The sequence below is a fragment of the Primorskyibacter sedentarius genome (assembly GCF_004342065.1).
GTDB lineage: Bacteria > Pseudomonadota > Alphaproteobacteria > Rhodobacterales > Rhodobacteraceae > Primorskyibacter > Primorskyibacter sedentarius.
Genome location: NZ_SLZU01000002.1, coordinates 1 through 22,826 on the forward strand (window position 1 = coordinate 1; position 22,826 = coordinate 22,826).

Annotated in this window: 23 protein-coding genes; 11 read left to right on the forward strand and 12 right to left on the reverse strand. The window is 60.3% G+C overall.

The window, feature by feature from the left end; all coding sequences use genetic code 11:
- Window positions 1-460: 460 nt before the first annotated feature.
- The 3 genes from msrQ to EDD52_RS03870 all read right to left on the reverse strand — a co-directional run bounded on the left by msrQ (window position 461) and on the right by EDD52_RS03870 (window position 3,545).
- On the reverse strand, window positions 461-1,066 hold the full coding sequence (gene msrQ / locus EDD52_RS03860) for a protein-methionine-sulfoxide reductase heme-binding subunit MsrQ (protein ID WP_132242055.1): 606 nt from the start codon (window positions 1,064-1,066) through the stop codon (window positions 461-463).
- A 10-nt stretch (window positions 1,067-1,076) separates the two neighbouring features.
- The gene (gene msrP, locus EDD52_RS03865; RefSeq protein ID WP_132242057.1) at window positions 1,077-1,985 is read right to left on the reverse strand and encodes a protein-methionine-sulfoxide reductase catalytic subunit MsrP; all 909 of its coding nucleotides are present in this window, start codon (window positions 1,983-1,985) and stop codon (window positions 1,077-1,079) included.
- 66 nt (window positions 1,986-2,051) lie between these two features.
- Window positions 2,052-3,545 carry an FMN-binding glutamate synthase family protein gene (locus tag EDD52_RS03870; RefSeq protein ID WP_132242059.1) on the reverse strand — a complete coding sequence of 498 codons (1,494 nt, stop codon included), beginning with the start codon at window positions 3,543-3,545 and terminating at the stop codon, window positions 2,052-2,054.
- A gap of 111 nt (window positions 3,546-3,656) precedes the next feature.
- On the opposite strand from EDD52_RS03870, the gene EDD52_RS03875 reads away from it, so the two are divergent.
- The 3 genes from EDD52_RS03875 (at window position 3,657) to EDD52_RS03885 (ending at window position 5,343) form a co-directional block, all read left to right on the forward strand.
- Window positions 3,657-4,103, forward strand: a complete 447-nt coding sequence (locus EDD52_RS03875; protein WP_243651828.1) for a DUF302 domain-containing protein — start codon at window positions 3,657-3,659, stop codon at window positions 4,101-4,103.
- Window positions 4,104-4,297: 194 nt separating this feature from the next.
- On the forward strand, window positions 4,298-4,777 hold the full coding sequence (locus EDD52_RS03880; protein WP_132242061.1) for a fasciclin domain-containing protein: 480 nt from the start codon (window positions 4,298-4,300) through the stop codon (window positions 4,775-4,777).
- A 71-nt stretch (window positions 4,778-4,848) separates the two neighbouring features.
- Window positions 4,849-5,343, forward strand: coding sequence for a fasciclin domain-containing protein (locus EDD52_RS03885; RefSeq protein WP_132242063.1), 495 nt, complete (start codon window positions 4,849-4,851; stop codon window positions 5,341-5,343).
- Window positions 5,344-5,383: 40 nt separating this feature from the next.
- On the opposite strand, the gene clpB is transcribed toward EDD52_RS03885, so the two are convergent.
- Window positions 5,384-8,002 (reverse strand): ATP-dependent chaperone ClpB, encoded by a 2,619-nt coding sequence (gene clpB / locus EDD52_RS03890; RefSeq protein ID WP_132242065.1) that lies wholly within the window; start codon window positions 8,000-8,002, stop codon window positions 5,384-5,386.
- 372 nt (window positions 8,003-8,374) lie between these two features.
- Between clpB and pyrF the strand changes: the two genes are divergently transcribed.
- Together pyrF and EDD52_RS03900 are read left to right on the forward strand one after the other, a co-directional pair.
- The gene (pyrF, locus tag EDD52_RS03895) at window positions 8,375-9,064 is read left to right on the forward strand and encodes an orotidine-5'-phosphate decarboxylase (protein ID WP_132242067.1); all 690 of its coding nucleotides are present in this window, start codon (window positions 8,375-8,377) and stop codon (window positions 9,062-9,064) included.
- A gap of 83 nt (window positions 9,065-9,147) precedes the next feature.
- Window positions 9,148-9,441: an orotidine 5-phosphate decarboxylase gene (locus tag EDD52_RS03900; protein ID WP_132242069.1), complete on the forward strand. Its 294-nt coding sequence runs from the start codon at window positions 9,148-9,150 to the stop codon at window positions 9,439-9,441.
- A gap of 3 nt (window positions 9,442-9,444) precedes the next feature.
- Here the strand turns inward: EDD52_RS03900 and EDD52_RS03905 are convergent, their stop codons facing one another.
- Complete coding sequence (locus EDD52_RS03905; protein ID WP_132242071.1) at window positions 9,445-9,867, reverse strand: NUDIX domain-containing protein; 423 nt, start codon at window positions 9,865-9,867, stop codon at window positions 9,445-9,447.
- A 62-nt stretch (window positions 9,868-9,929) separates the two neighbouring features.
- Between EDD52_RS03905 and EDD52_RS03910 the strand changes: the two genes are divergently transcribed.
- Complete coding sequence (locus EDD52_RS03910; RefSeq protein ID WP_132242073.1) at window positions 9,930-11,183, forward strand: DNA polymerase IV; 1,254 nt, start codon at window positions 9,930-9,932, stop codon at window positions 11,181-11,183.
- Window positions 11,184-11,186: 3 nt separating this feature from the next.
- Here EDD52_RS03910 and EDD52_RS03915 read toward each other — a convergent pair whose 3' ends face one another.
- From EDD52_RS03915 to EDD52_RS03930, 4 genes are all read right to left on the reverse strand, one after another.
- The gene (locus EDD52_RS03915) at window positions 11,187-11,504 is read right to left on the reverse strand and encodes a DUF3775 domain-containing protein (protein ID WP_132242075.1); all 318 of its coding nucleotides are present in this window, start codon (window positions 11,502-11,504) and stop codon (window positions 11,187-11,189) included.
- 82 nt (window positions 11,505-11,586) lie between these two features.
- Window positions 11,587-12,318, reverse strand: coding sequence for an SDR family NAD(P)-dependent oxidoreductase (locus EDD52_RS03920; protein ID WP_132242077.1), 732 nt, complete (start codon window positions 12,316-12,318; stop codon window positions 11,587-11,589).
- Entirely contained in the window at window positions 12,318-13,106 is a 789-nt protein-coding gene (locus tag EDD52_RS03925; protein ID WP_132242079.1) for a DUF1365 domain-containing protein, read from the reverse strand. Before EDD52_RS03925 ends, EDD52_RS03920 begins: the two co-directional genes overlap by 1 nt.
- Window positions 13,103-14,398, reverse strand: coding sequence for an NAD(P)/FAD-dependent oxidoreductase (locus tag EDD52_RS03930; RefSeq protein ID WP_132242081.1), 1,296 nt, complete (start codon window positions 14,396-14,398; stop codon window positions 13,103-13,105). Before EDD52_RS03930 ends, EDD52_RS03925 begins: the two co-directional genes overlap by 4 nt.
- Window positions 14,399-14,615: 217 nt before the next feature.
- Here EDD52_RS03930 and EDD52_RS03935 point away from each other — a divergent pair, with 217 nt between their 5' ends.
- Together EDD52_RS03935 and EDD52_RS03940 are read left to right on the forward strand one after the other, a co-directional pair.
- Window positions 14,616-15,167, forward strand: coding sequence for a sigma-70 family RNA polymerase sigma factor (locus tag EDD52_RS03935; RefSeq protein WP_243651829.1), 552 nt, complete (start codon window positions 14,616-14,618; stop codon window positions 15,165-15,167).
- 2 nt (window positions 15,168-15,169) lie between these two features.
- The gene (locus EDD52_RS03940; RefSeq protein ID WP_132242085.1) at window positions 15,170-15,811 is read left to right on the forward strand and encodes a ChrR family anti-sigma-E factor; all 642 of its coding nucleotides are present in this window, start codon (window positions 15,170-15,172) and stop codon (window positions 15,809-15,811) included.
- Between the two features lie 75 nt (window positions 15,812-15,886).
- Here EDD52_RS03940 and dnaJ read toward each other — a convergent pair whose 3' ends face one another.
- Window positions 15,887-17,044, reverse strand: a complete 1,158-nt coding sequence (gene dnaJ / locus EDD52_RS03945; protein ID WP_132242087.1) for a molecular chaperone DnaJ — start codon at window positions 17,042-17,044, stop codon at window positions 15,887-15,889.
- Window positions 17,045-17,121: 77 nt separating this feature from the next.
- Window positions 17,122-19,035 carry a molecular chaperone DnaK gene (gene dnaK / locus EDD52_RS03950; RefSeq protein WP_132242089.1) on the reverse strand — a complete coding sequence of 638 codons (1,914 nt, stop codon included), beginning with the start codon at window positions 19,033-19,035 and terminating at the stop codon, window positions 17,122-17,124.
- Between the two features lie 224 nt (window positions 19,036-19,259).
- On the opposite strand from dnaK, the gene EDD52_RS03955 reads away from it, so the two are divergent.
- Entirely contained in the window at window positions 19,260-19,865 is a 606-nt protein-coding gene (locus tag EDD52_RS03955; RefSeq protein ID WP_132242091.1) for an alpha-ketoglutarate-dependent dioxygenase AlkB family protein, read from the forward strand.
- A gap of 20 nt (window positions 19,866-19,885) precedes the next feature.
- Here EDD52_RS03955 and EDD52_RS03960 read toward each other — a convergent pair whose 3' ends face one another.
- Entirely contained in the window at window positions 19,886-20,716 is an 831-nt protein-coding gene (locus tag EDD52_RS03960; protein WP_132242093.1) for an ABC transporter permease, read from the reverse strand.
- 139 nt (window positions 20,717-20,855) lie between these two features.
- Here EDD52_RS03960 and cysQ point away from each other — a divergent pair, with 139 nt between their 5' ends.
- Together cysQ and EDD52_RS03970 are read left to right on the forward strand one after the other, a co-directional pair.
- Window positions 20,856-21,653 (forward strand): 3'(2'),5'-bisphosphate nucleotidase CysQ, encoded by a 798-nt coding sequence (gene cysQ / locus EDD52_RS03965; RefSeq protein WP_132242095.1) that lies wholly within the window; start codon window positions 20,856-20,858, stop codon window positions 21,651-21,653.
- Window positions 21,654-21,927: 274 nt separating this feature from the next.
- Window positions 21,928-22,821 carry a UTP--glucose-1-phosphate uridylyltransferase gene (locus tag EDD52_RS03970; protein ID WP_132242097.1) on the forward strand — a complete coding sequence of 298 codons (894 nt, stop codon included), beginning with the start codon at window positions 21,928-21,930 and terminating at the stop codon, window positions 22,819-22,821.
- Window positions 22,822-22,826: the final 5 nt, after the last annotated feature.

The window sequence follows — 22,826 nt, forward strand, 5'->3', positions numbered from 1 at the left end:
CCGCCCCGTCCGGCGTCCCGTTAGCGCCTCAGCGCCGCCGGTGAAGGGGGTTCTACGGTTAGTTGACGATGCCCGCAAGCAGTTTTTTGAAGAAACCGCATCTTTTTTCGGATTGTCTGTTTTTCTGTTTATTTACAGGTAGTTGCTCGACAACATTTTCCGCAGACGCTCGGATTTCCGCTGTTAATGCGTTCACGACGGGGCTTTCACCAGGGCGGAATCGCTGCAATGCGGCACAAAGCGAAACAAGATGTTGGGTTACCCACAGACTTACCCCCAAGACGCCGCGACTCGACCTTGAAAATTGCTGCGACTCGCCCCGGCGATTCACGCATTGCAGCAGACTCGGGGGCCCATCAGGGCCGAAAATGGGGGGCGAAAAGGAAGATTTTTTGGGTGAAGGTGCGTTTTCGATGAAATCAGAGCTTCTCAGAGCGCCCATTCCATCGCCTGACGCCCCTCAGGCCGCCGCTTTTCTAAGCGGAATGCGAACTCTGAGCGCGAGAAGAGCCAGTATCGTCGCCAGATACATCAATGGCTCGATCTGAAACCCCTTTACGAGCATCACATAATGGAGCGCGCCCAACAGGACTGCGCCATATGTAAGCTTGTGCAGCTTGCGCCAAGTTGGTCCCAGTTTGCGCACCGACCAGTTGTTGGACGTCAGGGCGAGCGGGACAAGCAGCAAGAAGCCCACCATCCCAACAGTAATATAGGGGCGCTTCAGAATGTCGGCCCAGATCTGACCAAGAAGCTGCACATCAAGCACCAACCAGACCAGAAGATGTGCCACGACATAGAAGAAGGCCACGAGGCCCAGCATGCGGCGGAACTTCAGAAGATTGACGCCCAGTTGGCGGCGAAGTGGCGTCACCGCCAGGCCCGCGACAAGAAACTGAAGCGCAAGCTCGCCCAGCTTGTGTTCGAGCGCCTTGATCGGCTCCACGCCCAGCCCCCCGGTCAGGCCCAGATAGAAGAACCAGACCCCCGGCAGAACGGCGAGCGCATATACAGGTGCGGTGGGCACGCTACGCGCCGCTGCGTTGAACCGATCAACCAGTGTCATACGATATGCCTCAGAAGTTCGCCTTGAGGTCCATGCCCTCATAAAGCGCGGCCACCTCTGTTTCGTACCCGTTGAACATCAACGTTGGCTGCCGCTTGGCAAACAGCCCGCCACCGATGGGGCGTTCGGACGCCTGCGTCCATCGAGGGTGATCCACAGTCGGGTTCACGTTCGAATAGAAACCGTATTCGCTTGCATTGGCCTTGTTCCAGCTGGTGGGCGGTTCATCGTCTGTCACGGTGATCCGCACCACGGACTTGATCGATTTGAATCCGTATTTCCACGGCACGACAAGGCGCAGCGGAGCACCGTTCTGTATCGGGATGTCACGGCCGTAGATACCCGTCGCCATTATAGTGAGCGGATGCAGTGCCTCGTCCAGCCGCAATCCTTCGACATAGGGCCAGTCAAGCACCGGGTAGCGGGCGCCCGGCATCTCTTCGGGCCGGTGCAGGGTTTCGAAGGCCACGTATTTCCCGCCCTCCTGAACGCCGGCCAGCGCCAGAAGGTCTGCAAGTTCGAAACCATTCCACGGCACGACCATCGACCACGCCTCGACACAGCGGAAACGGTAGATGCGTTCCTCAACCGTCATTTGTGACATGATCTCGTCGAACGCATAGTCGCCGGGACGATCAACAAGACCGTCGATCTTGACGGTCCAGGGCGCAATGGTCAGCTGGTCGGCGTATTTGGCGGGGTCTTCCTTGCCGGTGCCGAACTCATAATAGTTGTTGTACTGGGTGATCTCTTCCCACGTGTTGGGCGTGAGGTCCCCGGCCTCTTGCGCCATAGCGGGCGAGATCATGGTCCCAAGTCCAAGGCCAGCCGCCCCGGCGATGATCTGGCGCCGGTTCAGAAACGCCGCTTCGGGCGTCACGTCAGCATGTGTCAGTTTGTTTATCCAGCGTCCGGCCATCGAGTTCTCCTAAAGATCTTCAAGACGGTGTAGTCGAAATGGTCCGTCTCTCAAAACAACATCGTTTCACGAAGGCGTGCCGGCATTGTAACTTGGGGTCAGCGTGTTCATCGCCACGGATCGCCCATCCGCTTGGACCAGACGAACATGGCGGCGGCGCATCAGGCGCGGCTCGGCCACGCCGACCGAATGGGCAATCGTCTCGACCTCGTGGATGACAGAGCGCGCGTAATGCGCGACCCGGTGTTCTTTCTCCTCGACCACCAGACCCTTTTGCAGACCGGCATCATGCGTGGTGATCCCTGTCGGACAGGTGTTCCGGTCACAGCGCATGGCCTGAATGCACCCCAAAGAGAACATGAAGCCGCGCGCGGAAGTCACGAAATCCGCGCCCGCACACAGCGCCCAGGCCACGTCACCGGGATTGACCAGCTTGCCACTGGCCACCATGCGGATACGTTCCTTCAGATGGTGACGGTCGCGCAGATCGACCATTTTCACCAGTGCTTCCCGCAGAGGCATACCAACCAGATCCATCAACGGCATGGGCGCCGCACCCGTCCCGCCTTCGCCCCCGTCAATGGTGATGAAATCCGGCGCGCTTTCCGGGCCACGCTGGTTGATTAATTCGAACAGCTCCACGAACGGATCCGATGAGCCGATGCAGGTCTTGAAGCCCACCGGCTTGCCCGTAACTTCGCGAATGTGGCCGATCAGGTCCAGTAGCTGTCCGAAATCCTGTACTTCGCGGTGCCGGTTGGGCGAGATGCTGTCCTCTCCGGGGTGAATCCCGCGGATCTTGGCAATCTCAGGGGAGATCTTGCTGCCGGGCAGGATGCCGCCCTTGCCGGGCTTGGCGCCCTGACTCATCTTCAGCTCGAACATGCGGACATTTTCATGTGCTGCAATCTCTCGCAGCTTGTCGTCGTCCAGATTGCCCGTGGCGTCCCGCACGCCATATTTCGCCGTGCCGATCTGAAAGACGATGTCGCACCCGCCCTCCAGATGAAACGGCGAAAGCCCGCCCTCGCCGGTGTTCATCCAGATCCCGGCATGGGCCGCCCCGCGTGACAGTGCCCGAACCGCAGGCTTTGAAATCGCGCCATAGCTCATCCCCGAGATATTGAAGATCGACTTGGCGCTATACGGCTGCCGGCAATGCGGCCCGATCACCATCGGCATGGTGGCTGCGAACTGGTCATCCAGCGGAGGGAAGGCGGACGGCATGAAGATGGTCGTGCCCGGCACGTTCAGGCTGCGGGTCGATCCAAAGGCCACCATGTTGCTTTTACCGACTGCCGCACGCTCCACCCAATTTCGCTGCGCGCGGTTGAACGGCATTTCCTCGCGGTCCATCGCAAAGAAATACTGACGGAAGAACTCGCCAAGCTCCGTAAAGAGGTGCCGGAACCGTCCGATCACCGGATAGTTTCGGCGAATGGCGTCGCCTTTCTGTGACCGGTCGATCACGAAGAAAACCACCACCACGAGCCCCATCAGTCCGAGCAGCCCGATAAAGGCCACGGCGAGCAGTTCCAACGTCGTCATTGTGAAGCTCATAGAACTCTCCCAGCTTGATCCTCGTCAAGGCGTCCTCGACAGTTGCTGTCAGACTGGACAAATACCACCCTGCGGGCAAGCCTGCCCGTCATGATAGATGGAGGAGACACCATGACCCCCAAGCTGATCCCGTTCACCGCCGCCGTGATGACCGCAGGCATGGCGCTTGCGGACGACCCGGTCACCTACACTGTCGAACAAAGCTTCGAGGATGTCAGCTTTGGCTTGGAAAGCGCCATTCTGGATGCGGGCCTCGTGATTGATTCTGTCAGCCATGTCGGCGACATGCTGGAACGAACCCGCGCCGATGTCGGCTCAGATACAACGCTTTATGCGCATGCAGACGTGATGTCCTTCTGCTCGGCCACCCTGTCACGCAAGGTGATGGAGGCTGACCCGATGAACATCCAGTTCTGCCCCTACGGGATCTTCGTGATGCAAAGCCCCGACAGCCCGACGCAGACGACCATCGGCTATCGCAGCTTTCCTGATGGCCCGATGAAAGAGGTCGAAGCCCTTCTGGATCAGCTTGCGCGAACCGCTGTCGGTATGGATTAAAGTCACGGGGCGCGCACGTCCCGACACAAAGATGTGATTGGAAACAAACGGCGGCGCGGGCTTAGTGCCGCCCCGCCTGATGTCAAACCTGCCCGGCAAGAATCCCCGGTGAACTGACCGCCTCCACGGCCCGTAACCAACTCGATGCCAGTGACGGCATTGTCTTGAACCACAGTTCACCTGGAGGAATTTCGATGTTTCGCAGAACTTGCCTGAGCCTGACCGCAGCCGCCCTGATCGCAGCCCCGGTTTTCGCCGGAGGCCATTCCAAGGATATCGTCGACACAGCTGTCGAGGCCGGCAGCTTTACGACACTCGTCGCCGCCGTAGAGGCCGCGGGTCTTGTCGATACCCTGAAAGGCGACGGTCCCTTCACGGTCTTCGCACCGACCGATGACGCCTTCGCCGCACTGCCCGAAGGCACTGTTGAAACCTTGCTTCTGCCCGAAAACAAGGACCAGCTGACCGAGATCCTGACCTATCATGTCGTGCCGGGCAAAGTGATGTCGGGCGATCTGTCTGACAACATGATGGCGGCCTCGGTTCAGGGCGACAATGTCACCATCAAGACCGAAGGCGGCGTGATGGTGAATGACGCCAACGTCGTGACGCCGGACATTGAAGCCTCCAACGGCGTCATCCACGTGATCGACAAGGTCATCATGCCCAAGTAAGCGCGCCTGTCGCGTCAAACGGCGCCTCAGAGATGGGGCGCCGCACCTACATTCTATTGGAGGAAACATTCATGAAACGTCGTACTTTCTTTGGCCTTGCCAGTGCTGCAGGCCTCTCGCTTGCCGTGTCCGCCTGCGCGCCCATGGGGGGCGGACAGCCTGATATTGTTGATATTGCGGCCTCGAACGAACAATTCGCGACGCTGGTCGCCGCAGTCACCGCTGCCGATCTTGTTGATACATTGAAGGGGCCGGGGCCGTTTACGGTCTTCGCGCCGACCAATGCCGCATTCGAAAAGCTGCCCGCAGGCACGGTCGAGTCGCTGTTGATGCCGGAAAACAAAGATATGCTGGTCAGTGTACTGACCTACCACGTGGTGCCCGGCGCCGTGACATCCGACCAGTTGGCCGGAACGCGCACCAGTGTGGCGACCGTGCAGGGCCAAGACGTGCATATTGACGGACGGCATGGGGTCAAGGTCAACAACGCCCGCGTCACCCAGGCAGATATCATGGCCTCGAATGGTGTGATCCATCGGGTAGATACAGTGCTTTTGCCGAAATAAAGAAAACGCGCCGGTCCACCCGGCGCGCTTTCAACTTGTTTTAGTGGACCACCGCGTCATCCGGCTTGGGCCGGTTAGAGGCTCCGACCCGGTCACCGATTATAAGACCATCCACCCCGGCGCTTACCGGGATCGTGGACCCATCGACAACGTCACCCGACAAAAGCATCTCGGCCAGCGGATCCTGCAACGCCCGCTGAAGCACCCGCTTCAAAGGACGCGCACCAAAGACCGGATCATAGCCCTCATCCGCCAGCCACGTCTTCGCGGCATCATCGACTTCGAGCGTGACCTTGCGCCCAACCAGTCGCTTGAGCAGACGGCGCAACTGAATCTCGACGATTTCGGTCATGTCCTCGCGCTTGAGGCGGTCGAAGATGATCGTCTCGTCCAGACGGTTCAGGAATTCAGGGCGGAAATGGGCCCGCACTGCATCCATCACATCCCGCTTTGCCTGCGCGCCATCCGCGCCGTCGGGCAATTGGCTAAGCGCCTGCGACCCGAGGTTCGACGTGAGAATGATCAGCGTCTGCTTGAAATCCACGGTCCGGCCCTGCCCATCGGTCAGCACACCGTCGTCAAGCACCTGCAACAGCACGTTGAAGACATCCGGATGCGCCTTTTCGACCTCGTCAAACAGCACCACCTGATAGGGACGTCGCCGTACGGCCTCGGTCAGCACACCGCCTTCGTCATAACCGACATAGCCCGGAGGCGCGCCGATCAGACGGGCGACGGAATGCTTTTCCATGAACTCTGACATGTCGATGCGAACCATCGCGTTGTCATCGTCAAACAGGAACTCCGCCACGGCCTTCGTCAGTTCTGTCTTACCAACACCCGTCGGCCCGAGGAACAGGAACGACCCAAGCGGCCGGTTCTCGTCATTCAGGCCCGCACGCGCGCGGCGCACCGCGTTCGCGACCGCCTTGACCGCTGCATTCTGGCCGACCACGCGGCGATGAAGGTCATCCTCCATCCGCAGCAGCTTTTCACGGTCACCTTCCAGCATCTTCGATGTCGGAATGCCGGTCCAGCGTTCAACCACCTGCGCGATCTGTTCAGGGCGCACGGCCTCTTCGACCATGACGCCGTCCTGCTGCTGTGTCTCGGCCTCGTTCAGCTGTTTTTCCAGCTGCGGGATCACCCCGTAGGAAAGCTCCCCGGCTTTCGCCAGATCGCCGTTCCGCTTGGCAATCTCCAGCTCGGCACGAGCCCGGTCCAGCTTCTCCTTGAGATCCCGGGCAGAGGCGAGCTTGTCGCGTTCAGCCTGCCACTTCGCAGTCATCTCGGCAGATTGCTCCTGCAACTCGGCCAGATCCTTTTCCAGCTTTTCCAGCCGGTCGCGCGAGGCGGTGTCGTCCTCTTTCTTCAGCGCTTCCGCCTCGATCTGCATCTGCAGGATGTTGCGGTCCAACTGGTCCAGCTCTTCGGGCTTGCTGTCGACTTCCATGCGCAGACGGCTGGCCGCTTCGTCCACAAGGTCGATGGCCTTGTCGGGCAGGAACCGGTCGGTGATATAGCGATGCGACAGCGTCGCAGCAGCCACAAGCGCGGCGTCGGAAATACGCACACCGTGGTGCAGCTCGTATTTCTCCTTGATGCCCCGCAGGATCGAGATCGTGTCCTGCTCGGTCGGTTCCTCAACCATCAACGGCTGGAACCGGCGGGCAAGGGCTGCGTCCTTTTCCACATGCTTGCGGTACTCGTCCAGCGTCGTGGCACCCACGCAATGCAACTCACCCCGCGCCAAGGCAGGTTTCAGCAGGTTGGAGGCGTCCATCGCACCATCCGCCTTGCCCGCACCGACCAGCGTGTGCATCTCGTCGATAAACAGAATGATCTCGCCAGCAGCTGCGGTAACCTCTGACAGCACCGCCTTCAGCCGCTCCTCGAACTCGCCGCGATATTTCGCACCAGCAATCAACGCCCCCATGTCGAGCGACAAGAGCCGCTTGTTAAGCAGGCTTTCAGGGACATCGCCATTGACGATGCGCAAGGCAAGGCCTTCGGCGATTGCGGTCTTACCGACGCCGGGCTCGCCAATCAGAACCGGGTTGTTCTTGGTACGGCGGCTCAGCACCTGCATGGCGCGGCGAATTTCTTCGTCACGGCCGATGATCGGGTCGATCTTGCCCTCGCGGGCGCGCTCCGTCAGGTCCAGCGCGTATTTCTTCAGCGCGTCATAACCCTCTTCGGCCGAAGCACTGTCAGCCGTCCGGCCCTTGCGGATGTCATTGATCGCCCCGTTCAGCGCCTGCGGCGTCACAGCGCCCGCTTCCAGCGCATCTTTGGCCGCAGATTTCACCAAGGCCAGGGCGGTCAGCATACGCTCCACCGGGACAAAGCTGTCACCGGCCTTCTTCGCCAGCTTCTCGGCCTCGTCCAGAACCTTGCCGGTGGTGCTGTCCAGATAGACCTGCCCCGCGTCACCGGACACTTTCGGGATCTTCGCCAGCGCCAGTTCCAGGGCCTGAACGACACGCTCGGGCGCACCGCCCGCGCTCTTGATCAGGTTGCTGGCCAACCCTTGATCGTCATCCATCAAAGCCTTGAGAATATGTTCCGGGCTAAGCCGTTGGTGGCTTTCCCGCATCGCGATCGTCTGCGCGGCCTGAATGAACCCGCGCGCCCGCTCGGTGAACTTCTCCAAGTTCATCGTGTCTCTCCTTTGTTAAGCGCCCAACTCGACCATGCCTGCAATGCAGCACACGACTTTTCGGGCCTTCGGGAATAAGGTGGAGACGTTCCCGCTCTGTTTCAAGTACTTCACGACGAAACATCTCCGGTCCTGAATGCAAAGCCCGCCTGTCACCCATTGTGACGTTCAGGCGCCTGCCGTCATGCCTGCCTGCCCCCGGCCCAACCCCAAACTAGCGGCTGGCCCAACGCAGTCCTTGATACGGGTCAAATTCGGCCACGTCCTCGCGGCGTTTGCCCGCGTTCTTGCCACGACGACGTGCAAGTTTCCTTGACCTCGGCTCTGGCCTGCCGGAAAAGGACCCGAATTCAGCAAATGAAAGGTTACCCCATGTCCGATGACCGCCTCATCGTCGCCCTTGACGTGCCAAACGCCGTGCAGGGGCTGGAGCTGGCAAAAACGCTGGGGGATACCGTCTCCTTTTACAAGATCGGGCTTGGCATGCTGACAGGCGGCGGGCTGGCGCTGGCCAACGAGCTGAAACAGGAGCAGGGCAAGCGCATATTCCTCGACATGAAGCTGTTTGACATCGGCGCCACGGTCGAGGCGGCTGTGCGCGGTCTGGCACAGTTCGATCTGGATTTCCTGACCGTGCATGGTGATCCGCACGTGGTCCGCGCGGCGCGCGAAGGCGCGGCGGGCAGCGACATGAAGATCCTTGCCGTCACGATTCTGACGTCGCTTGACCGCGCTGATCTTGACGCCTGCATGATCCGGGACGGCGCGTTGCCCGACCTCGTGGCAGAGCGCGCCGCACGCGCCCTTGAGGCCGGGGCCGATGGCGTTATCGCCAGCCCGCACGAGGCCGCCCTGATCCGCGCCCTGCCCGAGGCAACGGACCGCCTGATCGTCACGCCCGGCGTGCGCCCGACCGGGTCCGACAAGGGAGATCAGAAGCGGATCGCCACGCCACGCAGCGCCGTCGACGCGGGCGCGGATCACATCGTTGTCGGACGCCCCGTCTGGCAGGCGAAAAGCCCTGCCGATGCCGCGCGATCCATCGTGGACGAGCTTCGCTGACGGGCACTTTACGGGCGCAGGGGGAACAAAACGCGGCAAAACGGCGTTAACGCATCATAATTCAGGCTCAGGAGTCCGGAACGATGCAAAATCCCCTCGCCCAGATCAGTGACGTCACATACAACGCGGCCAGCCAATGTTTCGAGGCGCTCGTCACCCTGCATGTCGGCAAGACGCTCGTTCACGTGGCCAGCGCGTTTCACGCGCCGATGAACACATCCTACCGGATAATCACCGGCGGTCTGACCCGCGTGGCGCTCAGGGATCTGGTTCGTGGCAATGCGATGCTGTCCCGGCGCAGCGCACACGCCCACACCAGCAGTGTCACCCCGCAACCGCGCTGGAAGACGCAGCTTTCGGGGCGGCGCGCCTCCTGACCTTCAGGCGTCTTTCTGTGTTGCGAGGTAATGTGCCACCTGATCGCGGAAATGCGGGATGGCATCGGAACGCGACAGATATTCCTCCGGCTCCATCAATCCCCAGCCCAGACCTTCATCGCCAAAGGTGATCTGCGCCTCGGCGCCCTCTGGCAAACGCGCGACAAAGAACCATGTCCGCCCACTCGGCCGTTCCAGCATATTCCGCCACACGATGTCCCCGGAATCGAGGGTCAGACCGACCTCCTCGCTGGTTTCGCGAAGCGCGCAGACTTCCGGGCTTTCGTCTTGCTCGCGTCCGCCACCCGGAAAATCAAGGAACCCCGGCCAGGGGATGCCCTTGGTGTAATCCCTTCGAATGACGAGCAATCGCTCCCCGATGAACGGGATCAGCTTTGCCCCGATGAAATTGGTGTCGTCCGGCATGTCGCTTCTGTTACAAGGGGCCCCGACGACGCTGATAACAACTCTCACCCGGAATAGCGACCATGCCCGCGCTTTGCCGCGATTGCCTGACAAGATTTGATGCAGGAAAGCGCTGCCCGGCCTGCCACAGCCGCCGCGTTGTGCAAAACGATGAACTTTTTGACCTTTCCATCGCGCATATGGACTGTGATGCCTTTTACGCAAGCGTCGAAAAGCGCGACAATCCCGAACTTGAAGGCAAGCCTGTCATCATCGGCGGTGGGCGGCGCGGCGTTGTGTCGACCGCCTGCTATATCGCGCGCATCAAGGGCGTGCGTTCAGCGATGCCGATGTTCCAGGCGCTGAAGCTTTGCCCGGAGGCGATTGTCGTCAAACCGCGCATGTCTGCCTATGTCGAGGCAAGCCGCGCGATACGGGCCATGATGGACGAACTGACGCCATCGATCGAACCCCTGTCGCTGGACGAAGCGTTTCTTGACCTGACCGGCACGGAACGCCTGCATGGCGCACCACCGGCGGTGATGCTGGCGCGGCTGGTGCGCAGGATGCGCAACGAGCTGGGGCTTACCGGTTCAATCGGCTTGTCGCATAACAAGTTTCTGGCAAAGGTCGCCTCGGACCTCGACAAACCGCATGGGTTTTCTGTGATCGACAAAGCGGGGACAGAGGCGTTCCTGCGGCCACGTTCGGTGCGGATGATATGGGGGGTCGGCCAGGCCGCTCAGGGCGCACTTGAAAAGGCGGGGATACGGACCTTTGACGACTTGCTGCGATGGGAACGCCGTGACCTGCAGGCGCGATTCGGGTCCATGGGCGACAGGCTCTGGCATCTTGCACGTGGGGAGGACCGGCGCCGCGTATCGGCGCATACGCCGATGAAATCGATCTCGAACGAGACCACGTTCCACGAGGACACCTCGGACCCGGATATTCTGGACGGTCACCTTTGGCGGATGTCGCAAAAGGTCGCTGACCGGGCAAAGGCGAAAGAGCTCGCAGGGCGCACCGTGACGCTAAAGCTGAAACGGGCGGATTTTTCGCTGATTTCCCGGCGCACCACATTGCGCGATGCCACGCAGATGGCCGACTCGATCTACCGGTCCGCGCGGGGCTTGTTTGACCAAGTGGGCAGCGTGGGGCCTTACCGGCTTATCGGCACGGGCATTTCTGACCTTGTTCCCGAAATCGATGCAGACCGCGCGCCCGATCTTTTGGACACCGGTGCCGCCAAGCGCGGACAGGCAGAGCGGGCGACGGACAAGATCCGCGCGCGGTTCGGCCCCGATGCCATTGTCAAGGGTCGTTCGCTGCGCTGACGCCTACATCACCTCGTCTTCTTCGTCCGAAGCCGAAATTCCCAATGCTTCAAGCGCGCTCTCCAGATGATCCGAAAGATGGGGCGTGCCGATCAGGTAATCGGCCGTGGGCGTCGTCGCTTCCTGCTTCGCGGTTGCGATCGCCTCTTGCAGATCGTCCACCTCGAAGCTGCCGCGACCGATCCACATCAGGGCCACAAGCTCTGCCTGTTCATCTTCGTTCAGCGTATCGATGAACGCGCGCAATTCGCCTTCGGCGCGGTTCAACTCCCGCGACATGACAATGATCTGGGCAACCTTTCGCGTACTGATATCCAACATGTGCGTCTCCTTCATTCCTGCACGTCACACAGGACATCGCATCCCTGAGGCGCAGCTGTCTTTGATCCTACGCAAGAAATGCCTAACCGAATATCCGGAAATACAACCAGTCCGGCATCAGCTGGCTGGCGCGGACCACAAGCGAGAAGAGCCGCGGAAAGCTGCGCTTGAAGGCCCGGCTGTTCATATGGGCGAACATCTGCGCCGCTGCCTCCTCCGGCTCCATCAGGAAGGGCATGTTGAAATCGTTCTTCTCGGTCAGCCTTGTGCGGATGAAGCCGGGATTGACGACCTGTACCGCCACGCCGGTCCTGCGCAGGTCACAGCGCATCGATTCTGCCAGAGCGAGGATGCCGGCCTTTGACGCGGAATAGCCGATCGCCCCCGGCAAACCGCGAAAGGCCGACAGGCTCGCCGTCAGCACGATATGGCCCGTGCCCCTGGCCACCATCGCGGGTACGACTTGCCCCAGAACCCGGAACTGGCCGGTGAAATTGACATCCGCCATGGCGACGCCGTGGTCCAGATCCCATTCCTTTGCGTCCATCGGCCAGTAGACACCGGCCAGAAAGACCAGACCGTCAATCTCGCCTATGGCCTTGATTGCCTCATCCACAGAGGATTGATCTGCAACATCCACCGTCTGGACCTGCGCATTGCCGGGAAGCTCGGACGCCAGCGCCTGCAACGGCTCCTGCCGGCGGCCGGACAGAACAAGCTCTGCGCCCGCTTCGCTCATTTTCATCGCCAAAGCGCGGCCCAGGCCTTCGGAGGCGCCGATCAACCAATAGCGTTTTCCGGTCCAGTCCCGCATCACGAGGCCTTTCTGGCAGGGGATGAATCTTCGCAGGCCGACACTTCTGCCGCCGGAGGGGATGGCCGATTGCGATATTTCGCCCCTTTCCACCACAGCTTCAGCGCCTGCCAATGGATCAGTCCCAATACCCGGCGAGAGCCGAAAGGTCGCCGCAGACACGCCGTCAGAATACCGCGATTGGTCAGCGGGAGGCGCGGGCCGGTCAGCGTGGCGATCAGCCCGCCATCGCCTGCCGTGTAGTCGATCCAGATGCCGATATGGTCTTCGCGAATATCGAACCGAAAGACATATCCACCCTCCACCGGCTGAAACGGCGAAACATGCAGCAGTTTCACGGCTTTCAACCGGTCCTGCGCCGTGATCGCGGCGCCATCCTCGTGGCGCACAAGATAGCTGTGGCGGTCGCCAAACGTGTTGGTGACCTCTGCGATCACCGCCCGCAACACTCCACCCTCATCGTGGCAAAGCCAAAAGCTGACCGGGTTGAAGACGTGCCCCAATACGCGCGGCTGCGCCATCAGCAAAAGCGGCCCAGTGAGGCCCGTCCCGTGTGCCGCCAAAACCTCGCGCACCCACGCGGCCCCGCGCCCCCGTTTCGGCGCGCCGCCATGATCGCTTTGGTGCATCGAGGTCAGGTTTGCGCGGCCCATCGAAAAGAGCCGCGGGCCGTCCGGGATGGCTTCGGGGTCCACCAGAACGTAGTCGACCGAATAGCGAAACCCGTTCTCTACCGCGCCCTTGCGGCCATGAAACGTGTGGCCCGGGATATGTTCAACGCGGCTCATGCGACCTGGTCAACCGCGTCTCGGGCCCGGATTGCCTGCGCGACATCCAGCGCGGATTTCAACCCATCCTCGTGAAAGCCATGACGCATCCAGGCGCCAGTGAACCAAGTGTTGCGCGTCCCGTTCAGCCTGCGCACTTCGTCCTGCGCCTTCAACGCGGCAAGGTCGAAGACAGGGTGGCGCAGGGTCGTCTGATCGTAAATCAACTCCTCCCGGATCGGGCGGGTGGAATTCAGCGTCACGAACACCGGATCATCCTGCGGGATGTCCTGAAGGCTGTTCATCCAGTAGGTCAGGTCGATCCTGTCAAAATCGCGCGACGCCCCTTCGGCGTAATTCCACGACGACCAACAGGCCCGCCTGCGCGGCATGATGGAAGCGTCGGCGTGCAAAGTCACGCTGTTGGGCTGATACCGTATCGCCCCTAGCGCGGCTTGCTCGTCCGGGCTGGCATCCGACAATAGCCTGAGCGTGTCATCGGAATGCGTGGCGAAGATTACGTCGTCAAACCGTTCCCACTCGCCACCTTCGGCCCGAACCTCCACACCAAGCGGCGTGCGTCTGACCCCGGCAATGAATGTCGACGGGCGCAAAGACACGCCGCGCCTGCGCAGCGAGTTTTCCAGCCGACGGACATATTCAACCGAACCGCCCTTCACCGTCCACCACTGATGCTGCCCAGTATGGCTGAGCAAAGCGTGATTTTCGAAAAACTGCACCAGCGCATGGGCCGGAAAATCAAGAATCCTGTCGGTTGGCGTTGACCAGATCGCACCAGATAGCGGGAGAAGGTAGTAATCTCTGAACCAATCGCCCGTCTGCAACTGTGCAAGAAAATCCCGCAACGGCTGCGTTCGGTCTGTCGCAACGGACAGCGCGCGCGCATTGAACCGCATGATGTCCCGCACCATGCCTATGAAGCGCGGCCGCATAAGATTGGATCGCTGCGCAAAGAGCGATGCCATGTTCGCGAGGCCATATTCGATTTTCCCGTCGCGGAGCGAGGCCGCAAAGCTCATGTTGCTTTTGACGACCGGCACATCGAGCCGCGCAAACAGCTTTTTCAGCGTCGGGTAGTTGGCGTAGTTGAAAACGATAAATCCCGTATCCACCGGCTGGTCGCCGCGCCTACCAGCCACGATGGTGCGTGCGTGGCCACCAAGCTTTGGGCCCGCCTCGAACAAGGTCACGCGAGCGGTGTCGGACAGGAAATGCGCGGCCCCCATCCCAGAGATGCCAGCCCCGATGACGGCGACTTTGCGGGGGGTGGCAGGGCGGGCTTCGAAAGGCATGTGGCATCCACTCATATAAATTACGGGTATGTGAGGTACGGCCCGGCACCCCGATTGGATGCAAAGAAAAATGCGCCCCCGTGATCCGACTGGCCCTGACAGGCGTATTCAACGCATGCTAAGCAACGTCGAACATCAACGAATACAGCCGCAGCACGCCTTTCGCGGATCCGCGTCGCGTGTGGTGGCAGGCTTTGTAGTGCCGGAGAACGTGTGTGTGACAAGGACAGTTCGCAGCGACAGAGCCGATTGGGTAGATCACGTGCGCCGCATTCGGGACGCGCAGGACCAAGAGGCATTTCGCGAACTGTTCGAATACTTCGCCCCCCGCGTGAAGGGTTTCGTGATGCGCGGCGGCACGGATGCGGCCCTCGCCGAAGAATGCGCCCAGGACGTCATGGCGACGCTTTGGCGCAAAGCGCATCTGTTCGATCCAAGCCGCGCGAGTGTGGCGACCTGGATCTTCACGATCGCGCGGAACCGCAAGATCGACCTGATCCGCAAACAACGCCGCCCCGAGCCAGAAGATCTGACCTGGGGCCCCGAAGCAGAGCCCGACCAGGACGAGGTTCTTGGACTGCAACAGGAAAGCGAACAGCTGGGGCGTGCCATCTTGGCCTTGCCCGCGAAACAGCGTGAACTGATCGAAAAAGCCTATTTCGGGGATCTCAGCCACAGCGAGATTGCCGAACAGACGGGCCTGCCTCTCGGCACGATCAAATCCCGAATCAGACTGGCGCTCGACCGTTTGCGCCATGCAATGAAGTGACGATGACCATGATAAAGCATCATATTCCCGACGATATGCTGATGCGTTATTCGGCTGGGACGCTGCCAGAGGCGTTCGACCTGATAATCGCGGCGCATATCTCCATGTGCGACGAATGCCGCGCCGCTGCCGAGAGCATTGACGCCATTGGGGGCAGCCTGATCGGCGACGGGCCGGGCGAAAGCCTGTCACCGGGAAGTTTCGAGCAAACATTGGCGCGGATAGGATCCGGGGTTCCGGTTGCACCGAGGCTAAGCCGTGATCCCGCCCTGCCGGTGCCGCTGTCCGACTATGTCGGCGGCTCGCTGGCAGAGGTGAAATGGCGGCCCGTCGGTATGGGCGTGAAGCAGGCGATCCTGCCAACCGGCCCCGAAGCAACCGCCCGGTTGCTATACATCCCTGCGGGCACCGCAGTTCCGAATCACGGGCATTCGGGCATGGAACTGACGCTGGTATTGCAGGGCGCGTTCGAGGACGAAACCGCACGTTTTGCACGCGGTGATGTCGAAGCTGCCGATGCGGATGTCGAACACACCCCGATCGCGGATATTTCCGAGGATTGCATCTGCCTTGCGGTGACCGATGCGCCACTGCGTTTCAAAGGCTGGTTGCCACGTCTGGCGCAACCGTTCCTTAAGATCTGACCGGCTGAGCAGCCACAAAAAAAAGGACCGGCAAGGGGCTGCCCTGCCGGTCCTTGTTCATGAAATCGGCCAGTCTCAGCCTTTCATCGAATCCCAGAAGTTCTTGACCGATTTGAAGAAGGTCGAGGATTCCGGGTTATTCTCTTCGCTCAGGTTTTCGAATTCGCGCAGCAGTTCTTTCTGACGGCTCGTCAGGTTGACTGGCGTTTCCACGGCAAGCTCGATGAACATGTCGCCGGAGGGTCCGCCACGCAATCCGGGCATGCCCTTGCTGCGCAGACGCATCTGCCGACCGGATTGGCTACCCGCCGGGATCTTCACCCGGCTTCGGCCGCCGTCGATCGTCGGCACCTCGATATCCCCGCCAAGAGCGGCGGCTGTCAGCGCGACCGGAACCCGGCAAAACAGGTTGTTGCCGTCCCGTTCAAAGATGTCATGCGGCGCCACTTCGATGAAGATATAAAGATCTCCGGGAGGGCCCCCGCGCATCCCCGCCTCACCCTCACCGGCAAGCCGTATCCGCGTGCCGGTTTCGACACCTGCGGGAATATTGACGCTCAGCGCGCGCTCTTTCTGAATCCGACCATTGCCACCGCATTTGGTGCAAGGGTTCTTGATGATCTGGCCAAGGCCGGAACAGGTCGGGCAGGTCCGCTCGACGGTAAAGAAACCCTGCTGGGCCCGCACCTTTCCCATGCCGGAACATGTGGGGCATGTCGTGGGCTCCGCCCCGCCTTCGGCTCCGGACCCGTCGCAGGCATCACATTGCACCGAGGTCGGCACGTTGATGGTTTTCTGCAAGCCGCTGTAAGCGTCTTCCAGCGTGACCCGAAGATTGTAGCGCAGGTCGGCTCCGCGCGCGGCGCGTTGACGTCCGCCCCGGCCACCCCCACCCATGAAGTCGCCAAAGAGATCGTCAAAAACGTCCGAGAAAGCGCTGGCAAAATCGCCGTTCTGGCCGGGATGAAACCCGCCACCCGGACGCCCACCGCCGCCGCCCATGCCACCCTCAAAGGCCGCGTGGCCGAACCTGTCATAGGCGGCTTTCTTGTCGGCATCCTTCAGGACCTCGTAGGCTTCGTTCACTTCCTTGAACTGGCCTTCGGACTCGGGATTGTCGGCATTGCGGTCGGGATGTAGTTCCTTGGCCTTTCTGCGGTAGGCTTTCTTGATCTCGTCCGCGTCAGCGCCCTTCTTGATCCCGAGAACATCATAATAGTCGCGTTTCGACATGTCGTTCTCCTTATCGCGGAACGAAACGGGCCGGTCCGGCATCCGGACCGGCCCATAGATGTTCCGCGGGCGCGGCCTTAGGCCCGCTTGCTGTCGTCGAGATCCTCGAAGTCGGCATCGACGATATCGTCGTCACCGCCGCCATGGGCCTCATCTGCCGAAGTCGGCTCGTCCCCGCCTTCGGCCTGGCTCGCCTTGTAGATCGCCTCGCCCAGCTTCATCGCCGCTTCAGTGACGTTCTGAATGCCCGAGCGGATCTTGTCCGCATTCTCGGTTTCCATCTCGTCCTTCAGCGCGGCAATTGCCAGTTCGATCGCTTCGACAGTTGTCGGGTCGACCTTGTCGGAATGCTCTTCCACCGATTTCTCGGTCGAATGGATGAGGCTTTCCGCCTGGTTTTTCGCCTCGACAAGCTCCTTGCGGGCCTTGTCGGCTTCGGCGTTTTCTTCGGCCTCGTGAACCATCTTTTCGATGTCAGCGTCAGACAGACCGCCCGATGCCTGAATGGTGATCTTGTGCTCTTTGTTGGTACCCTTGTCCTTGGCGGATACCGACACGATGCCGTTGGCGTCGATGTCAAAAGTCACTTCGATCTGCGGCATACCGCGCGGCGCGGGCGGGATGTCCTCAAGGTTGAACTGGCCGAGGATCTTGTTGTCGGCCGCCATCTCACGTTCGCCCTGGAACACCCGGATCGTCACGGCGTTCTGGTTGTCTTCGGCGGTCGAGAAGATCTGGCTTTTCTTCGTCGGGATCGTGGTGTTGCGGTCGATCAGGCGGGTGAACACGCCACCCAGCGTCTCGATGCCCAGCGACAGCGGGGTCACGTCGAGCAACACAACATCCTTGACGTCGCCTTGCAGAACGCCGGCCTGAATGGCAGCACCCATGGCCACAACCTCATCCGGGTTCACACCCTTATGCGGCTCCTTGCCAAAGAATTTGGTCACCTCTTCGATGACCTTGGGCATGCGGGTCATACCGCCAACCAGAACGACCTCGTCGATCTCGGACGTGGAGATACCGGCGTCTTTCAGCGCAGCAGCGCAGGGCTTCATCGACGCCTTGATCAGATCACCCACGAGGCTTTCCAGCTTCGCACGGGTCAGCTTCATCACCATGTGAAGCGGCTGGCCGTTGGCGCCCATCGAGATGAACGGCTGGTTGATCTCGGTCTGGCTGGAGCTGGACAGTTCGATCTTGGCCTTTTCAGCCGCCTCTTTCAGGCGCTGCAGGGCCATCTTGTCCTGAGTCAGGTCGACCTGATGCTCTTTCTTGAACGCGTCCGCCAGGTAGTTGACGATGCGCATGTCAAAGTCTTCACCACCAAGGAACGTGTCACCGTTGGTGGATTTCACTTCGAACAGACCGTCATCGATTTCGAGGATGGTCACGTCGAATGTACCACCACCAAGGTCATAAACGGCGATGGTGCGGGTCTCTTTCTTGTCCAGACCATAGGCCAGGGCAGCGGCGGTCGGTTCGTTGATGATCCGCAGAACTTCAAGACCGGCGATCTTGCCCGCATCCTTGGTGGCCTGACGCTGGGCGTCGTTGAAATAGGCAGGGACGGTAATGACCGCCTGTGTGACCTCTTCACCAAGGTAGGATTCAGCGGTCTCTTTCATCTTTTGCAGGATGAAGGCCGAAATCTGGCTGGGCGAATATTTTTCACCCTTGGCGCGCACCCATGCGTCGCCATTGCCGCCGTCGATCACTTCGAACGGCATGTTCTTGCGGTCCTTGGCCAGATCCGGATCGTCATTCCGGCGGCCGATGAGGCGCTTGACGCCAAAAACAGTGTTTTCCGGGTTGGTGACAGCCTGCCGTTTCGCGGGCTGGCCCACGAGGCGCTCGTCATCCGTAAATGCGACGATCGAAGGTGTGGTGCGTGCACCTTCCGCGTTTTCGATCACGCGCGGCTGCGATCCATCCATGATGGCGACGCAGCTGTTGGTGGTCCCAAGGTCGATACCAATCACTTTGGCCATGTTGCGATCCCTTTCTTATTCAAGGCGATGACACGAGGTCTGGACCCGTTACGGCATCCCTGCCCCGCTTTGTTTTGGACGCGCCAGAGTTGGCCACCCTGACCCGCGCTTCGCAGGCTATATAAGGAGGCGGAATTGACGCTGCAAGCGCCGCAATCCGACAGAGCCTGCAAAATTTTCCGATTTTCGTTGCACGCGGCGGGCGGACTGGTCGAAATGGCGATATGAAACCCACGCTTATGCTGCGCGAATTCGCCATCTATCAGGGCTATCTGGATCGTCCAACGCAGGACGCACTGGTCAATGACATTCGCGAAATCGTCGCCGCCGCGCCCCTGTTTTCGCCCGAGACCCGCTGGGGCAAGAAAATGTCGGTCCGCATGACCTCTGCCGGACGATTTGGCTGGATCTCTGACCGTAGCGGGTATCGCTACGCGGAAGAGCACCCGCAAGGCATGGCGTGGCCTCCGATTCCCGACCGGGTGATGAATATCTGGAACGACCTGTCGCAAAGCAGCCGGTCGCCGGAATGCTGTCTGGTCAACTGGTATGGCGAGGGCGCACGCATGGGACTTCACCAGGACCGCGACGAGGCCGATTTCACCTGTCCCGTCGTGTCGGTATCCTTGGGTGACGAGGGTCTGTTCCGGGTGGGCACCCAGGAACGGAAGGGCTCGACCGAATCTGTTTGGCTGAAATCGGGCGACGTGGTGGTGATGGGCGGCGCGGCGCGGCTCACGCATCACGGCGTGGACCGAATCCGCTTTGGATCGTCGAGCCTCTTGCCACAAGGCGGGCGGCTCAACCTGACGCTGCGGGTGGTGACCTGACCGGTGCAGTTCGCCAAGGCTTAGCGGCGCGCCGCCCAGGATGCAGAGGCGCGCTTGCGGGTGTAGAATTCGCCCATCAGGCCAAGAACGATCAGGACCACCCCGAGGTAGAACGCATATTCCCAGTTTGAATTGCGCGGGTTGTAATCGATGAACGCGTAACCCCTTGACTGGTCGATGGCGTGAAACAGCGGGTTCCAGTCAAAAAGCGAGAGCATGGCAGGCGGCAGCGTATTGGCCACGAACATCTTGCCCGAGGCGATCATGTTGGCGCGCTGATAAATCGTGCTGATAATGCTGACGGGCGTCGGAAACCACGGGCGCAGGGCCAGCAGAACCATGCCGATCGCGGCCCCGGTGAACCATGCCAGCAGAAGCATCGCCATGCAGCCAACGGGGTCGTGAATGTCCTCGATCACGTTTGGGTTCACCAGCACGTCATAGGCGAACAGAATCACGAACAAAGACAGGATCTGGATGTAGAGCGCTGACAGCATCGCCGAACAGATCACGATCGCTGTGTTCATCGGAGCGTGCTGCATCATCGGGCTGGTCGGGCCTTCGGCCCCCGACACGGCGCCCAACGTCTTTACATGGGTCATGAACAGGAAGACGCCGGTCATGATGTAGACCATGAAATCACCGCGAATTGCCATTCCACGCAATCCCAGCACGATAAACATGAAATAGAACGCCATCACGAAGATGATCGTTTGCAGCATGTTGATGAACAGTGACATGAAGGCATTGCCGTGGGTCTTGCGCACGGATCTGACACTGCTGTGGTAAATCAGCTCTGCTATATTGATGGCGGACCCGAAAACGGAGCGCGGTTTTGATTGTTGAAACATCAGCACAGTGCTCCAGCAGCTGGGACGCCGGGAACCCGGCCTTCTTGCCGTTCCGACTGGCGCACATCATAAGGGTGCAGACCCTGCTAATCAATGAATCCGCAGATCACATCGCGCGGGCACCCGAAGGAGACCGGAATTGAACTACGAAACCCTGACAAGCGTAATGCGCAAACTTGCTCTCGAAGCCGGCGATGTCATCATGGAGATTTACAACGCCGACGATTTCGAAGTGAAGGTGAAATCCGATGACAGCCCGGTGACGGCCGCGGATGAGGCGGCTGATGCCCATATCTCGGCCGGGCTGAAAGCGGCGTTCCCCGATGTGGCGCTGGTCACCGAGGAACAGGCGACGAGCCACACTGTCGACGCCAAGACCTTCCTGATCGTCGACCCGCTGGACGGCACCAAGGAATTCATCAACCGCCGGGGCGACTTCACGGTGAACATCGCGCTGGTCGAAGACGGCGTTCCGACACGCGGCGTCGTCTATGCGCCCGCCAAGGGGCGGCTGTTCTACACCGGATCGGCGGGCGCCTCTGTCGAGGAAACCGGCGAGCTGAACAAGGACGTTGCGGGCGAAACCAAGCCCATTCGCGTAACCGATCCTGACAACAGCGCGCTGATGGTCGTTGCATCGAAGTCTCATCGCGATCAGGCGACCGACGACTATATTGGCAAATACGATGTCAAGGACATGACCAGCGCCGGATCCTCGCTGAAGTTCTGCCTTGTCGCGACTGGTGAGGCCGATCTTTACCCGCGCCTCGGCCGGACAATGGAGTGGGATACCGCTGCGGGCCACGCCGTTTTGGCAGGCGCTGGCGGCAAGGTGGTCCGGTTCGATGATCACACGCCGCTTGCCTATGGCAAGGAAGGCTTTGCCAACCCGTTCTTCATTGCCTACGCGCCCGGTGTCACGCTGCAAAAGGCCTGACATGCGCCACATTCCAGAGGCGGCGGTCAGTTTGCGCCGCCTCTGACGTTATTGCATTTTGGTTAAGACGTTTTCGAAGGCGGTCGCCAAAATACCGCTCGGTCTGAAACAATTTGCATCAAATGTGTCAAATTCGATCCGCGCTCGGCACAATTCCCCGGTAAACAGCCGCATTATTGGCACTTTTTGAGTATGAATGTTAGGTATTGTTCGACTAAGAAGGTCCAGAAGCCATCTGGATTTTATCCAAGTTGACAAGGTCAGGAGTAGTTGCATGCGAAACAAGGTAACAAAGGCGATTTTTCCCGTTGCCGGTCTTGGGACCCGCTTCCTGCCGGCCACGAAATCGGTCCCGAAGGAAATCATGACCTTGGTTGACCGGCCGTTGATCCAATACGCGATCGACGAGGCGCGCGCCGCAGGGATCAAGGAATTCATCTTTGTCACGTCGCGTGGCAAGGGCGCGCTGGAAGATTACTTCGACCAGGCCCCACAGCTGGAAAGCGAGCTGCGCAAGAAGAACAAGACCGATCTGCTCGACATCCTGAAAAGCACGAACATGGAATCCGGCGCCATTGCCTATCTGCGCCAGCACAAGGCGCTCGGGCTTGGTCACGCGGTCTGGTGCGCACGTCGCCTGATCGGTGACGAGCCCTTCGCCGTGATGCTTCCCGATGACGTGATCGCCGGTGAAGTGCCCTGCCTTCAGCAGATGGTCGAGGCCTATCAGGATACTGGCGGCAACATGGTTGCTGCGATGGAAGTTCCGCGCGCCAAGGCCAGCTCCTATGGTGTTCTGGATATCGAGGAAGACATGGGATCAAAGGTTTCGGTCAAGGGGATGGTCGAAAAACCCGCCCCCGGAACAGAGCCGTCAAACCTGGCCGTGATCGGCCGTTACATCCTGTCGCCCAACGTGCTGAAGAACCTCAACAAGATGCGCGCCGGTTCGGGTGGCGAGATTCAACTGACCGACGCCATCGCTCAGGAAATCGGCTCAAAGGACGGGGTCTACGGCTTTCGCTTCCGGGGCCAGCGTTTCGATTGTGGGTCAAAGGCAGGGTTCCTGCAGGCCACCGTGTCCTTCGGTCTTGCCCGGGAAGAATTGCGGGACGATCTCCATCGCTACCTGACAGAGATCATTTCGACCGACAAAGCAGCGGAGTAACCCAT